This is a genomic window from Methylocystis sp. H62, from assembly GCF_015709515.1.
Lineage (GTDB): Bacteria > Pseudomonadota > Alphaproteobacteria > Rhizobiales > Beijerinckiaceae > Methylocystis.
The window spans coordinates 42,586-56,546 of the sequence record NZ_JADNQZ010000044.1; the positions used below are offsets into that span (position 1 = coordinate 42,586).

The window sequence follows — 13,961 nt, forward strand, 5'->3', positions numbered from 1 at the left end:
GTCATGCGGGCTCTCGCCTATGGGATCATCGGACTGATCGCCCTTGCCTGCGCGCTCATTGCCTGGGAAGCGTCCTTCGCGGCCCTCGTCGGACTGCAAACCAAATCGTGGGAGCTGTGGCATCGCTTTGCCCACGGCCATGAGATCGTCTTGCCGGCGCAAGTCGCCTATCGGCAATGGGCGTCTCCCGTGGTTCAGCAGCTCGCGACCAAAGCCCTTCTGGGCGGGCTGATCGCGCTGGCGCTCGTGACGCTCGGATTAGCGCAAGTCCTGGAGTCGCTCGGCGGGGCGCGCCAGCCGTCCGGCGGCGCCCGGCTCGCGACAGAACGCGATTTGCGCAAGGCGGGACTGCTGAACGGGCGGCCTGGCTATTCCGTCTTCCTCGGCCGCTTCAATGGCAAGGATCTTCGCTATAGCGGCGCCAGTCATATTTACGTCAACGGCCCCACGCGCGCGGGAAAGGGCGTCGGCTTCGTCCTCCCCAACGCCATCGAATGGCGCGGATCGCTGATCGGGCTCGATATCAAACGCGAAATGTGGGACCAGATCGGCGCGGCGCGCGCGGCGCTGGGGCAGGACGTTTTCATGTTTTCGCCCGGCTCTGCGCGGACGCACTGCTGGAACCCGCTCGATCTCGTGTCGCCTTGGCCGGAGCGCGCGACCGATGTCGCGAATATCGCGCATAGCCTGATCCCGCTGTCGCAATCTGGCGATCCCTATTGGGCCGAGACCGCCCGCGGACTGTTTGCGGGTCTCCTGGCCTATGTCCTCGACGCGCGCGAGCCGCCGATCGAAGGGCGGACGATCAAGGCGGCGCTGAAAATGTTCAGCCGCGGTCGCCCGCTCGTCGCGGAACTGGCGAATATTCTGGCCAATGAGCCGGGGCTCAACGCCTTCGTGCAGGACAAGTTCCGCCAGCATATCAGCCGCGAAGAAAAGCAGCGTCAATCCTTCGAGTCGCATATCGTCACGGCCCTGGAGCCGTGGAACAACAGCCTCGTCGACGCCGCGACAAGCCGATCCGACTTCAAAATTTCGGAGCTGCGGCGACGTCCCTTCACGATCCTGATCGGAACGCCCGTCGGAAACTTCGCGGCGGTCGAAGCCGTCGTGCGTCTGCTCGTCCAACAGGTGCACGACGTCCTGCTGCGCAATCTGCCGGGTCTCGATGAGCCGCATCGGCTGCTGCTGATGCTCGATGAATTCTTTCAGTTCGGCCGCATGCCCGAAATCGTCGATCGCGCGCCGCTCGTCGCCGGCTACGGCTTTCAGATCGCCGTCATCGCCCAAGGCCTGACCCAGCTCGACGTTCGTTACGGCAAGCCGACGCGCGACATGCTCATCGGCAATATGGACGTGAAGCTGCTCATCGGCGTCAGCGATGAGACGACGGCGCGCTACTGCGCCGAGGAACTCGGAAAACACTACGTCCGCCGCGAAGGATGGGGCACGTCGGTCGGGGCCGGATTCGGCGGATCACAGGGCAGGGCGACGCGCACGACGCAAGGACGGTGGGAGCTGCAGCCGCTGATGACGAGCGAGGCGATGCGCCGCCTCGAGGCGACCAAGGCGGTGCTGCTGGTGCGCGGCGAATATGGCGCCGTCATCGACAAGGCGCATTTCTTCAAGGAAGCCAGGTTCAAGCGACGGGTCGAGGCCTCGCGGGGGTTCGCGCATCGGATCGCCATTCCTGACGTGACGGACGCGGAGGGCGGCGAAATCGAAACGGTCGTCCCCGGCGCGCCGGGCGGCTTCAAGCATCTTGTGGCGAAAGATCGTGTCGTGAGCGAAGCGCGTGCACTCTATCTCGACGCCTCTGCGTTCGAGGCGGCGTTTGTGCAGGCGATGACCGAAACCGGGAACAGCGCCACGGCGGAACTGCTGAACCTGCTGCGGATTGAGCCGGCGCGATTTGGCGAGCTGCGCGCAACCCGAAAAAGGATCTTCGCGAAGGCCCCTTCACCAGAAGCGGCGACGGCCGCTCTGAGGCAGGAAGTCTATTCGGCACGTCGGTTGTTGAATGATGAACGCGCCCAAATGGCGCCCGCGACCGGCGCGGCAGCCACGCCAAGAGCGGCGGCTCCTGTCGCCACCGCGGCCATCGCCAGCTCCGCGCCGTTTTTTGAGCCAGCCATCGGTGATGGCGCAACGTCCAATGACAGCGGCTCGCCCGAGAGCCCCGCATTTCGTATTGGCGACGACATGCTGGCCCAGTTGCATGAGGTAAAAGGGCGATCGGACATCACGGCTGAAATTGTGAAGTCGGCCGCGACGCGCGCTGACATAGACGACGCGGCGAAACTCGGCGCGCTTGTCGACGCGTTAAGCGTTCAAGCCGAGCTCTTCATTGATACGCCGACGCCCGGCGATCTGGCGGCGCTGACCGCGGCTGTGGAAGCGGAGACTGCGGAGCAATAATCGAACGGATGTTCTACGCCTGCGAGAGGCGCTGCGTTGTAATTCCGCCGATTATTGGCGATGCGCGCTATGGGCGCTCTCCGGCAAGGACCGTGAGATAATTCGCGGCCTGCTGCGCCTTGGAGGCGGCGGTGAAAATCGCCTTCTTGTCGGCCTTCAGCACGGTCAGCCAGTTGGCGATGTAGCTCACGTGATCGGGGCGAAGTTCCGGCGTGACGCCCAGATCCGCGCAGAGGAACGCCGCGCCGACTTCGGCGACAAGCTCTTCCATCGCGTAAGCTTCAGAGCCGAAGCGATTCTTCAGGTCGCGGGCGCAGCGCGACGCATGGCCCGTCCAGTGCGTCAGCTCATGCATCAGCGTCGCGTAAAAGGCCTCGCCTGCCGACATGGTCTCGCTGCCGGCGAAGCGGGTGCGTTCGGGCATCATGATGTCGTCGGTCGAAGGACGATAGCAGGCCTTCGTGCCGGACTCGGTGACGCGGGCGCCGGTAGCGGCGAGGAAACGCTCGGCCTCGTCGATCGGAGAGAAGAGGGGAGTAACGGGAAGCGTCTCCTCGGGAGCGGCGTAACCCTCCACCTGGTCGGCGTTGAAGACATAGCTCGCGCGCGCGAGCAAGCGCTCGGCCGTTTCGGGCTCAGCAGCGTCCTCGCCGTCGGTCTCGACGGTGAAGGTCTTGTAGAAGACGACGAGCGAGGATTGCTCGCCACGCCGGACCTGACAGCCCTTCTCATGCCACTGGCGATAGGTGCCCCAGATGGGCTGCGCGTAGCCTTGATGCAGGGCGGCCACCCAGAGGGCGAGGACATTGACGCCATTGTAGTGCTTGCCGGAGGCGATGTTACGTGGGCGACCTGAGGCTCCGCCGCGATTCCAGGGGAGCCGGAATTCGCCTGCGCCGTCTTCGATGGCGGCGATGATGCGGCTGGTGATTTCCTGATGGATGTCCAGGCTGGATTCGCGGGACATGTGTCTTTCCTCTTCGGTTGGTCGGCCGCGACCGCCGCGACCTGATCGGTCGCCGAAGAGGCAGGGGGCAGCACAGGGCCGCACCCGCAGGGATGAAACGAAGTGGAAGACGGCAACGCCGTTGCGGCGCTGGGACCCGCCTGCCAGGCATAGACCGATGATTCAGGTCGTGCGGCGCTGAGGAGCGCGAAGAAGGGGTAAGCGCTGCGCGAACCTACTCGGACGACCATAGCATGCGCCTATTCAGCGCGCCTTCGATTGGGTTTGAGGCGGAAGCGACAAGCGGTTCCGCACATCGGGTGAACGGAACGGCTGACGTTCACGCCAAAGGCCTGCCGCTGATCGAAGCGAGTAGCGTCCGCTTCTGAAACACGAGCGTCGCGCTTTCAACGCAACCACTCTCCGACGCCGCCATGCCGCGAGCAAGTTCCACTACGAGAATGGGAAAAGCTATAGGTTGAATCGCGACAACGCGCGCTTGCGCCATCCGGCGCGCCGCCGGTTCTGCTATGTGCTGGCGCGTGAACATCCTCGCCGCTCGAATTGGAATAGTGGCCATGTTCCTGTAGCTGCGACTCAATTGGCGTTCCAGGCGCGAGTTCGGGCTTGAGCGGCGACTTCGCGAGCGCAAAGCTCGCACTCAATAAAAGTCCAAGAGCTAAAAAAATTGCCCGCGTCACAGGAGCACAGTCTCAACGGGATCAACAAGCGATGCATCGTCGTCCCCGGCGCCTGCCTTGTTGACACGAGTCGACACAATCCATTCATTCAAGGAATCTTCCAGGGGCGCGCGTTGGAGCGCGCCTGGATCATCGCGGCGCATCCATGCGTTGGCGTCGCGCCAGTCGAGAATGACGGGCTGCCGATCATGGAAACGGTTCATCCAGTTGTTCGCCGCGCCGACAATAATTGTTGCCGATGTGAGAGGCTCGCCTGTGCCAGGATGCTTGGCTTGCTCCCACAATGCGGCGAAGGCGAGCGGTTCACCGGACCGCGCCGAAAAATAGTGCGGCGTTTTCGCCCCCGCTTTGCCCGTCCCCTCGTAAAAGCCCGAGGCGGGAATGATGCAGCGTCTCGTCTTGAAGGCTGTTCGGAACATAGGCTTCTCGGCGACCGTCTCCGCACGGGCATTAAACGTTGCAGGAAGATCCTTGAGCGGCTTCTTCCACCATCCGGGCACGAGCCCCCAGCGCATCTGGACGAGCTCGTTGCCGCCCGTCTCCGCAGGCCGAAGGACCTCGATCTGGGTCGTCGGCGCGATATTGTAGCGCGGCGCGAGGTTGCGGGGCTGCCCGATCAGGTCGGCAAGCCTGTGCAACTCTTCCCATGAAAGGCGCTGTGTGAAACGACCGCACATGATGATGCTCGCAATTCACTTCAAAGCTTTATATCCATCCGCGAAGCCGTCGAGCGAGAGAACATGCCGAAGCCCTTCGCCGGGACGAATGTAGATCGTGATGATGATATTCCTGCCGGTCAGAAGCTTGCTGATCACATCGTCGCTGATCGGTCCTTCCGCGGCGCAGCCGATCGGCGCACACTTGAAGAAGGGAAGCTTACCGATCTCGTCCTGATCGACTTTCATCCTCGCGCCTTCCAGCAGAAACGTGTCCAGCGGCGCAATGATTTGAATGACAGCGTTGGGACTTGCCGGAATTTTTGTAAAAGTGACAATGACTTGAACGTCGGCAGGGCAATGGCGACGAGGAATTGAGCGCGCGCGCTACAGTTCGGGCGTAGCATCATCGCCATAGTTCAACTCCTCCAACGCGCATCTTTGCCCCTCGACTTCCTGGTTGAAAAAATATTCTAAATTGCGCTCAGGTCAGCCTTGGCTTGCGCGAGGACTTTCCCAGCTTGTTCGATGCTTGGCTTCAAGGCGATTCTCTGAGCCAGAATGTGATCACGAATTTTTGTGAGCGCCTGCGGCCCGTTGATCAGGCTCTGTTCCAATTTTTGTTTCATATCGGCGACGTCGCGATCGAGCGCGGCGATGTCGCGGGGATCGACACCTTTGGAGGCGTCGAATCTGAACCCGCTTTCGACGACTTGGCGCCACTTCATCAGTTCGCGCGTGAGCGCCGGTCCGAAGCCCGGCACCTTCGTGATGTGGGCTTCGCTGACGTCCCAAGCCGTTTCTATGTTGTAGCTGGCAAGCATTGCTTTCCGGCCCGGGCCGATTCCGGGGATCTTGGCCGGTTCGATCTGGATGGCTTCGAGATAACGTTTTCGCTGATCGCGCTCGCGTGCTCTCTCGAGTTCCTGATAGCGGCGCCGACGCAGGTTCGGGAGATCCAAAAGCTGCTCCTTTTCATGTTGCAGTTGGCGTAAGTGGGTCGTGAACCGTTGGTCGCTGGCATCCTGATCCCAGCGTGCCTTCAACGTCTTGAAGTGACCCTCGGCGCGCACCACCGCGTCGCGGAACTTGGCGCTCTCCGAGCCGTCTCCCGATTGCTTCGAAACGCCTGACAGAACGAACAGACCGCCAACGATCCAGATGAACGCTGCGGCGGGCATGGCGCCCATCAAGACTACGATAATGGCGATCAATCCGGCATATTTCGCGGCATTCCTAAACCTGCGTTGTCGTCCCAGAGCGAGAGCCTCCTTTGACGGCGCCGTTTTATTCCAATCGGGCAGATTCGGCGCCGGGCCGGGCGACGGGATCGCCGCTATTCTGGCCCATACCGAGCCGACATCGATCCTGCCAGTAATGCCGCCTAGTGGCGCGGTCTTGATCACGAAACTGAACAGAACGGCGCCGGTCGCCGCCTCCAATCTGCACCACGGACAATGATCAAGCCCGCCAACGTAATAATGAGAAGCGTTGATGCGACAGGCCTTGGTCTGCTTCTCCAGGTTATCCAGATCCGCGACCCATTCCTTCGCGGTTGGCCGACGGCCATCTTGTACGCCGCTCTGTGCGAAGGCGCGTTCGATCAGCGAGGCGATAGCCGGGGAGGCAATGCCAATGGGTGGCACGTTCGGAGGCGGCTCCATTTGGAACGTGGAACTGTTGGCGCCGTATGCGAAGCGGAATTCCGCAATCGCTTTCTCGATGCTCATGTCTCCGCGCCCGAGGAACCGGCCAGCGAACGGGTGGCGTCCCATGAACAACAGATGGAAAATGAGGATCGCCAGCCCAAAGTTATCGTGGTTCGGCGTTCGGACGACGCCGCGGAAACGTTTCCCCTGAAGCTCAGGCGGCGTGAACGTCGGCACGCCGACCTCGCAAAGGTATCGACGCGCGCCGACACTGACTTGGAACGAGTCGCAATCGATCAGACGGACTGTCGCCTTGTCCGAGACGCAGACGCCGCCATGGTTGACGTCGCCGATCACGCACCCGGTTTCGTGAATGGCGGCGAAAGCGCGGGCCGTATTCGCGGCAGATCGGATTAGAAACCGCCAGTCTGCGGCAGGAAACTCGGCCTTGCGGCTGCGTGGACTGTAGAGGTTGTGGATGTCCTTGTGGCCGTCGACGCGCGGCATTAGCAGGCCCACAGGCTTGCCGTCGGTGGAGCGCAACAGATCTAGCGGCCATGCGGCCAACGAAAGCAGGCGGTCGTTTTGCAACGACGCCATCGTCTCGATCTTGGATGCCTTTTCCGAGGAGACGTCTTGATGATAGAGCTTCGCTACTTGGCCGCTTCGGTCTGCGATTTCGTAGACGGTGCCTTCTCCGCCTCGTCCAAGCAGTCGCCCGAGAGTAACAGATCCCTTGGAATCTCGGACCTTGGGCAGCGGCTTTGTCATTATGACGCTTCGGCAGGGCGTTCAGCCGCCTCGACTCTTGTCGCGAGGATGAGGGTCTTGTCGTCGTCGGTTCGGTCACATACCGCGGGCGAGGATAGGTACCGCTCCAGCCCGCCGGACAATGCGACGTCGAGGCCTTCTGCCGTCGACAATCTCACGGGACCGAAAATCTTCTCGAAGAACGGGGCGTGGACGCTCTTGGTCGCATAATGCAGGACCAGAGACTCGATGCCATCTGTGAATAGCGCGACTTCGTCAACCTTCCTTGGAACGAGGTCGAAAGCCATACGGTCCGCGGCGCCGCTCTCCGTGACGAAAAAGGTCGAATTGGCGTAGACGCCTCGTTGCGGCCAATGCACCCATGCCCATTCGCCTCCCTCGTCGGCGACGACCATCGCGCCATCGCCGACCTGCAAGAAAGCGGCGCCGTCCTCCCCGATGACGGCGACGAGAAGAGTGCACGCGTAATCCCGCAGGGTTGTCCCCGCGTCCGTGGCGCGAAGGGAGATGGCCTCCTGGACCATTTCGACCCAAGAGCGGGCCTCGTCGAGGCAGAGGTCCGAGACTCGTCCCCCGCGAGCGAGGAAGACCTCGACGGCCTCTACGATGGTTCGGCATGCCAAATCGGACCCTTCGTCCGCCAAGGCGGCGCTGCCGGCTCCATCTGAAACGACGAGCGCTATCACCGTTCCGCCGTCGCGGTCCGTCAGGACTTGGCAGGCATGGCTGTCTTGACAAACCGTCCCTTGCTTTACATGCGACGAACCAATCGCCGAGGCGGCTGCAATCCGCCATCCGCTATGGATCATCCGGCAAAAGCCCATCCGTCAGGCGCCGTCGGGTTCGCGAGCGGCACGGCGTCGCCGGGTTGCGAGTGAGATACCGACCCGAGCGAGTTGGAGAGCCACTGGAAGAGTTCGCGAAACTGCAAACCTTTCAGCTTCAACGGCTGACGGACGGAGATCTGAGCAAGCGTTTCGAAATTGGCTCCTTCGACGCCGACCGCATAGAATTGGAATGCCTTGGATTGTTCGCCCTCGCGAACCATATCTGCGGCGTGTCGCCAAGAGTCGGTCGGTCCGCCATCCGTGATCAGGAAAATCCACGGGCGGTAATAGGCGACGCCGTTACTCTTGTAGACTTCCTTTCGTTGCCGGACGAGTTCGAGTCCCTGAGTTATTGCGGCGCCCATCGGGGTATCCCCGATTACCGACAGCGTCGGCGGGACGAATATATCGGCGGTCGCAAATTCCGATATCGTTTGGACGGGGCCAAAGCCCACGATGCCGATTTCGACTCGCTTGGCAGCGAGACTGTCGCTCATCAACTCGTCCTTGAAAGCAATCAGGCCGGCATTCAGCTCGTCGATTGGTCGGCCCCGCATGGAAACGGAAGTGTCCAGCAGCAAAAGACATGGACAACGCGGCTCCGGATTGTCGGTGAAATCATCCGCGTTGAATGGGATCTGATCGAAACTGGACATTCGGGCCTCCTTGAAACTTTCGCCATAATGACTCCATGCATTTCCGGATCGTCAAGGGACCGTCCGGTCGCCGCGCCTGCGTCTCGAATGGGAGGTAACGCCTCTGATCGCCGACGGACCGGCGCTTACATCTAGGCAAATTGTAATCTTTGTGCTACACAATTATGTTTTCTGTAGCGCCAAGGCTCCAAGTGCCCACTCCTCACAATCCTCCCGCCGCAGTGCGCCGTGCGCTACGCAAGCTCGGGGCGGACATTCACGACGCCCGCCGACGCCGGCGGCTGCCGATGGCTGTGGTGGCCGAACGCGCCTTCACCTCCCGATCGACCCTGCAAAGGGTCGAGGCCGGGGACACCAACGTCAGCATCGGCATTTATGCCGGAGTCCTCCAGGCGCTTGGGTTGCTCGACGGGCTGAGCGAAGTCGCCGACATCGGCAATGACAGCGTCGGCCAAGCGCTTGCGAGCGCCGACCTGCCCAAGCGCGTCCACCTCAAGCGGCCAAAGGGATCGCCTCGCGATGGCTGACTTCGAAGTCGACATCGATCTCAAGGGACGCACGCGCCCGGTCGGAAGGGCGAGGAGCAATCGCGTCCGGGGCGTGGAGACGATCCTCTTCGAATATGACGACGCCTGGCTCGATGACGCGGACCGCTTCTCGCTTCAGCCTGCTCTCGCATTGACCCGCGGCGCCTTCGCGCCTCCTGCCGGTCTCGCGACTTTCGGCTCGATCGGAGACTCTGCGCCAGACACCTGGGGTCGGCGGTTGATGCAGCGTGCGGAACGTCGGCTCGCCGAACGCGAAGGCCGCGCTGTCCGTACGCTCTCGGAAAGCGACTACCTGCTGGGAGTCGCCGATGAGACCCGGCTTGGCGCGCTCCGGTTTCGTCGGGTCGGTGACGAGGTCTTCCAGGCGCCGATCGGGGCAGGCGTGCCAGCCCTGATCGAGCTTGGTCGTCTGCTCCAGATCACCGAGCGGATTCTCCGGGACGAGGAAACAGCCGACGACCTTCAACTCATCTTCGCGCCCGGCTCCTCCCTCGGCGGCGCGCGGCCGAAGGCGTCAATCATCGACCAACACGGCCAACTCTCCATCGCCAAGTTTCCCAAGGAGACCGATGATTACAGCATAGAGACCTGGGAGGGGATCGCGCTGCGGCTGGCCGGCCAAGCCGGCATCGTCACGCCGCAACATGAACTCGTCGACGTTGCCGGCAAAGCGGCCATGCTGTCGCGACGGTTCGATCGCCACGGCGCGATCCGCCTCCCGTTCCTGTCCGCTATGGCGATGATGGGCGCCAAGGATGGCGAGCGTGGCAGCTACCCCGAGATTGTAGATGCCCTTGCCCAACATGGCGCGCAGGGAAAGGCCGACGCCCACGCACTCTACCGGCGCGTCGTCTTCAATGTGCTGATCTCCAATGTCGATGATCATCTGCGCAACCACGGCTTCCTCTGGCTCGGCAAGGCAGGATGGTCGCTCTCGCCCGCCTATGACCTCAATCCGACGCCAACGGACCTCAGGGCGCGCGTACTGACGACAAACATCGACCTCGACGAGGGCACGTGCTCGCTCGATCTTCTGGAGAAGGCTTCAGAGTATTTCGCGCTGACGCTGCCGCAGGCACGCGCAATCATCAAGGAGGTCGCGGCGGTGACGGCGACATGGCGTGACGCCGCCAAGGCTGTCGGAGCGCGCTCGGCCGAGATCACCCGCATGGCCAGCGCTTTTGAGCACGATGATCTCAAGCGGGCGCTCGCGCTTTGACCAGTCCGTCCTGTTTCCTCGCAGACCATTGGGTTCTGCGCCAGGCGCGCCGATCGACGTCACTGCCGTCGACCTCGTCGAAGACATGACCAGCTGAGCGCAGGAGGAGCGACCTGAAGCTGCAGGTCCGAGCAACACTATCGGCTTTCGCCCTCGGATTCCGACCGCCTAGGCTGCGCCAGCTCGCGATTGATGCGCGCCGCATTCTCCTGATCGACGCGCCGCTGCTCTTCCTCCTGTTTCAGCACGCGCGATTGCTGGTCGCGAAGGTTCTGCATCTGCTCGCTCTGTCGGGGATCGGCGGGCATTTCGCGGCGCGTGTTGTCCTCCATGGATCGATCAGCTTCACGCGCGCTTGCGGCCTCGCCCTGCGAGCGATCGCGGGGCTGGTCGTTCGTTTGCGCAGCCTTTGCTTCCTTGCCGGCCTGCGCGCGGTTGCCTTGTTCCGTTTCGCGCGCCGCTTCGCGATCCACTCGCCCGCGAATATCCTGTAGGCGCATTTCGCGCTCGGCCGCCGTCGAGGTCGGACCTTCGGCGCGGGCGGGTTCGTCTCGTTTGTCTTGCCGCGCCATGGGCGCGGCCTGCTGATTTTCATCCGACTGGCCCTGGCCTTCGGCAATCCGCGCGCGGTTCATTTCGATCTCGGCGCGAAGTTCGCGAATGCGATCCTGCATCTCGGGATTTGTGATTTTATAGCCATGCTCGGCGGCGTGCCGCGCGACCGTCTCCTTGTAAGCGTCGCTCCCGGTGATGTTGAGCGTTTCCCACTTTTCGGACGCCACTTTGAGCGCGGCGTTGACGGAATCCGCGTTATTCCAGTCGCGAATATCGAGCTGCTTCCCATTGTCGACAAAGGCAAGCACTTGCAGCGCGCCGGTCGCATCGTGTCGGTGGTAATGGATCTCGTCGCCCTTACGCTCGAACGTGATAATCGGCCCGAGGTCACGCGCGGGCTCCGGCTTCACGTAGCGGTCGCCCTGCACATCCGCCTTTTGCTGTTCGAGATTGGTTTGCGCGGCGATGGCTTCGTCGGCCTTGTCGAGTAGCCGGCGCGACTGTTCGGCGAATTGCGCGCGCGCCTCATCGTCGGGAAGCGCCTTGTCGATTTTCGCAATCGTATCGGCCATGCTGTCGCGCGCGGCGATCATCGTTTCGGTTGTTCGCATGGGGCCTTTCTCCTCTATGTCGGTCGACGGCGCGCGACCGCTTAGAGCGCTCTGGGCGCGGTGCTGAAAATGCGCGATAGCGGCGCTCGGCGCGCCGTCCAACGGTCGGCTTAGAGCGCTGATGGCGCGCGGCACGACAAAAACTTTGCCGGGCTGCGTTCGCGAGGATTTCAGCTCGGTTACTCGAGCGGCCGGCACGTCCACATAAATTATCCGTGCGGCGACACCTGGCTTCGCATAAGCCGCAGCCGTCTCCATATCGGCGGCAAACAGCGCGCCGCGACGATCGCCGCCGCTGTCGAGACGATAAAGGCGCACGGCGCCCGGCGCTGGCGGCGGCGATCGACGCGGCGACAGGGCGGCGACGTTCCGCCATTGGCGGGCGGCATCCTGCGCGCGCCGCCGGCCTTCCTCGCGCGTCGGTCTGTGAATTTCACGGTTCTTCACACGCTCGATGCGCCGGCGAACGCTCGGCGGCGCAATGCCACGCGCCAGCATCTTCACGTCTTTAAGCTTGTAGGCTGGCGCGTGCGCCTGATCGAACCGCCGGACATTCTCCATGGCGATCCCGCGGACGCGGGCTTCGGCCGCGAGCGTGTCGCGCCAGCGCGAAAAATCCTGAATTTTTGGGTCGAGCCGCTTGCCGTCGTCCCGGACAAGTCGAACCGCCGCATGCACATGAATATGCTCTCGGTTCGTATGCATCACGAAAACATACTCATGTCCGGCAAACGCGCGCGCCAGGGTCGCCCGCGCGGCGTCCATAAACGCCGCTTTGTCCGTGCCGGGCTTGGCGCTCAAAATGACATGCGCAAAGTCGCGCGGCGCGCTCGATCGCATATGCGGCCGCCAGGATTTGGCGATTTCCAGGCTGACATTGGCCTCACGCGACGCGGCGCGCGGTGGGCGGTTCGGCAGCTCGCGCGCGAGGCGCTCGGCTTCATCTTTGAGCACACGGCCGTCCGGCCCAAATACCTCGATCTCACCGCCGCGGGTAAGTCGAGCCAGCGCCGTCGTGGCGCCCTCGACCCCATGCGCCCATTTCGGGTCGGTAAATTCGGCGTCCCGGCCGAATGCGCCCTCCAACCGATCGCGCAAACCGTCAATCGACCGCTGATTGTCGTAGATCCGGTGAAGCCGGCCGCCCGCATTGCGCTCGCGACTCGCGGCCGTCATGACGATGTCGACGCGGCTATGCGCGCCATGCTGCGAAAGCCGCCATGCATAGTGATGGCCGCGAAGAGCCTCCGTAAGCGCGTCTTGCGCCTGCGTTGCCTCCAGCCTGCGGTCGAACCGCATTGCGAACTGCAGCACGTCGTTGGACGGCGCGCGGCCATCTTCGGCGCGCCACGTGGCGGCGAAGTCGGCGACGGAGCGCTGCCCGGTGATCATCAACCCATCATGGCGCTCCAGCGTCAGTTCGCCCTTGTCGCTCTGATAGTTCAGAAGCGATTTCGCCCGTGCCGCGCCAGAACCGAAACTCGCGATCTTGACGACCGCCGCCTGCGAGCCGGCCGCAAGATTAGCCTTCGCGATCAAGGCGGACCGCACGGATGCGATCGCTGCGCCCGTCGCCGGCGCGCGGCCGCCCAGTGCCGGCGATGAGGGTCGCGCCGTTTGCGCAACCGCGGCGGGCGCACGCGCCGAGACGTCGGTCTGCGAAACGCTGCCCTTCGCTGCGACCGCGCGCTTCACGCGCAATTCATCGTCGGCCCGGGACTTCTCGCCTGGCGCCGGCGCGCGCGGCCCTGTGTCCGGCCGCTCGTCGTGTCGGGGCCGGGGCGCCGCGCGCGAGCTGTTGGCTGTTTGCGCGCGGTAACGCTCAGCCGATTGCACCGCAGCCGCAAGATCGTCCAGCGCCGCCCGATTCTTCGCCGCAAGACGACGCTGCAAGCCTTCCGTCAGAATCGAAAGATCAAGCGCCGCGAGAGTCGTCATGAGGCGCAGTCCTTCTCGATCGCCGTCTCGGCGCGTCTCCGCGCTCGATACGTCAATGACGCGTAGAGCGCGTCGAGCGTCCGCATGATCCCATGCGCTTCGATAAGCCACGCGCGCACATTCTCTCCCGGGAAAGCGTTGCCCGCGTTCATATGATGAACGGCTTGATTGAGATTAACGCCGATCGCGCGCAGCTGTCGCGTCAATTCGACGACTTCGACGCGTCCTTCGCCGTCAAACGTCGGCCCCATGTCGCTGGCCGCGCGAACCATGCGACGCAGCGCTTCTGTTGTCGTCAGATTCCTCGCTTCGCAGAATGACAGAAACGCCGCCGCCTCCGTCTCATCGACGCGGAAACCGATAAATCGCGTCTTGCGCCGATCGTAATGTCGCTTGTCCGCCATTCGTCGATCGTCCTTAGCGTCCGGTTTGCCTTTGGCAAACTGCCGGACGCGAACATGGCCGG

At 63.0% G+C, this 13,961-nt stretch carries 12 protein-coding genes; 3 read left to right on the forward strand and 9 right to left on the reverse strand.

Annotated features, from left to right (window positions below):
* Positions 1 to 3: 3 nt before the first annotated feature.
* Positions 4 to 2,418, forward strand: a complete 2,415-nt coding sequence (locus tag IYY11_RS04720; protein WP_196402910.1) for a type IV secretory system conjugative DNA transfer family protein — start codon at positions 4 to 6, stop codon at positions 2,416 to 2,418.
* Positions 2,419 to 2,485: 67 nt separating this feature from the next.
* On the opposite strand, the gene IYY11_RS04725 is transcribed toward IYY11_RS04720, so the two are convergent.
* The 7 genes from IYY11_RS04725 to IYY11_RS04755 all read right to left on the reverse strand — a co-directional run bounded on the left by IYY11_RS04725 (position 2,486) and on the right by IYY11_RS04755 (position 8,624).
* On the reverse strand, positions 2,486 to 3,385 hold the full coding sequence (locus IYY11_RS04725; RefSeq protein WP_154454033.1) for an ArdC family protein: 900 nt from the start codon (positions 3,383 to 3,385) through the stop codon (positions 2,486 to 2,488).
* 386 nt (positions 3,386 to 3,771) lie between these two features.
* Entirely contained in the window at positions 3,772 to 4,065 is a 294-nt protein-coding gene (locus tag IYY11_RS04730) for a DUF3761 domain-containing protein (RefSeq protein ID WP_154454032.1), read from the reverse strand.
* The gene (locus IYY11_RS04735) at positions 4,062 to 4,742 is read right to left on the reverse strand and encodes an SOS response-associated peptidase (RefSeq protein WP_154454031.1); all 681 of its coding nucleotides are present in this window, start codon (positions 4,740 to 4,742) and stop codon (positions 4,062 to 4,064) included. Before IYY11_RS04735 ends, IYY11_RS04730 begins: the two co-directional genes overlap by 4 nt.
* A gap of 15 nt (positions 4,743 to 4,757) precedes the next feature.
* Entirely contained in the window at positions 4,758 to 5,096 is a 339-nt protein-coding gene (locus IYY11_RS04740) for an invasion associated locus B family protein (protein WP_154454030.1), read from the reverse strand.
* A 98-nt stretch (positions 5,097 to 5,194) separates the two neighbouring features.
* Positions 5,195 to 7,141: a helix-hairpin-helix domain-containing protein gene (locus IYY11_RS04745; protein ID WP_154454029.1), complete on the reverse strand. Its 1,947-nt coding sequence runs from the start codon at positions 7,139 to 7,141 to the stop codon at positions 5,195 to 5,197.
* Positions 7,141 to 7,965, reverse strand: coding sequence for a PP2C family serine/threonine-protein phosphatase (locus IYY11_RS04750; protein ID WP_154454028.1), 825 nt, complete (start codon positions 7,963 to 7,965; stop codon positions 7,141 to 7,143). Before IYY11_RS04750 ends, IYY11_RS04745 begins: the two co-directional genes overlap by 1 nt.
* Positions 7,947 to 8,624: a vWA domain-containing protein gene (locus tag IYY11_RS04755; protein WP_154454027.1), complete on the reverse strand. Its 678-nt coding sequence runs from the start codon at positions 8,622 to 8,624 to the stop codon at positions 7,947 to 7,949. The genes IYY11_RS04750 and IYY11_RS04755 overlap by 19 nt, the downstream gene beginning before the upstream one ends.
* Before the next feature lie 191 nt (positions 8,625 to 8,815).
* Here IYY11_RS04755 and IYY11_RS04760 point away from each other — a divergent pair, with 191 nt between their 5' ends.
* Positions 8,816 to 9,151, forward strand: coding sequence for a helix-turn-helix domain-containing protein (locus tag IYY11_RS04760; protein WP_154454026.1), 336 nt, complete (start codon positions 8,816 to 8,818; stop codon positions 9,149 to 9,151).
* Positions 9,144 to 10,391: a type II toxin-antitoxin system HipA family toxin gene (locus IYY11_RS04765; protein ID WP_154454025.1), complete on the forward strand. Its 1,248-nt coding sequence runs from the start codon at positions 9,144 to 9,146 to the stop codon at positions 10,389 to 10,391. Before IYY11_RS04760 ends, IYY11_RS04765 begins: the two co-directional genes overlap by 8 nt.
* Positions 10,392 to 10,528: 137 nt before the next feature.
* Here IYY11_RS04765 and IYY11_RS04770 read toward each other — a convergent pair whose 3' ends face one another.
* Together IYY11_RS04770 and mobC are read right to left on the reverse strand one after the other, a co-directional pair.
* Positions 10,529 to 13,495: an LPD7 domain-containing protein gene (locus IYY11_RS04770; RefSeq protein WP_154454024.1), complete on the reverse strand. Its 2,967-nt coding sequence runs from the start codon at positions 13,493 to 13,495 to the stop codon at positions 10,529 to 10,531.
* Positions 13,492 to 13,899 (reverse strand): plasmid mobilization relaxosome protein MobC, encoded by a 408-nt coding sequence (gene mobC / locus IYY11_RS04775; protein WP_164479495.1) that lies wholly within the window; start codon positions 13,897 to 13,899, stop codon positions 13,492 to 13,494. Before mobC ends, IYY11_RS04770 begins: the two co-directional genes overlap by 4 nt.
* Between the last annotated feature and the right edge of the window lie 62 nt (positions 13,900 to 13,961).

Bases quoted from the DNA above. Each gene is read 5' to 3' on its own strand.
- IYY11_RS04720 (WP_196402910.1), top strand. From the start codon at position 4: ATGCGGGCTCTCGCCTATGGGATCATCGGACTGATCGCCCTTGCCTGC.
- IYY11_RS04750 (WP_154454028.1), bottom strand. From the start codon at position 7,965: ATGGGCTTTTGCCGGATGATCCATAGCGGATGGCGGATTGCAGCCGCC.
- IYY11_RS04770 (WP_154454024.1), bottom strand. From the start codon at position 13,495: ATGACGACTCTCGCGGCGCTTGATCTTTCGATTCTGACGGAAGGCTTG.
- mobC (WP_164479495.1), bottom strand. From the start codon at position 13,899: ATGGCGGACAAGCGACATTACGATCGGCGCAAGACGCGATTTATCGGT.
- IYY11_RS04755 (WP_154454027.1), bottom strand. From the start codon at position 8,624: ATGTCCAGTTTCGATCAGATCCCATTCAACGCGGATGATTTCACCGAC.
- IYY11_RS04745 (WP_154454029.1), bottom strand. From the start codon at position 7,141: ATGACAAAGCCGCTGCCCAAGGTCCGAGATTCCAAGGGATCTGTTACT.
- IYY11_RS04735 (WP_154454031.1), bottom strand. From the start codon at position 4,742: ATGTGCGGTCGTTTCACACAGCGCCTTTCATGGGAAGAGTTGCACAGG.
- IYY11_RS04765 (WP_154454025.1), top strand. From the start codon at position 9,144: ATGGCTGACTTCGAAGTCGACATCGATCTCAAGGGACGCACGCGCCCG.
- IYY11_RS04725 (WP_154454033.1), bottom strand. From the start codon at position 3,385: ATGTCCCGCGAATCCAGCCTGGACATCCATCAGGAAATCACCAGCCGC.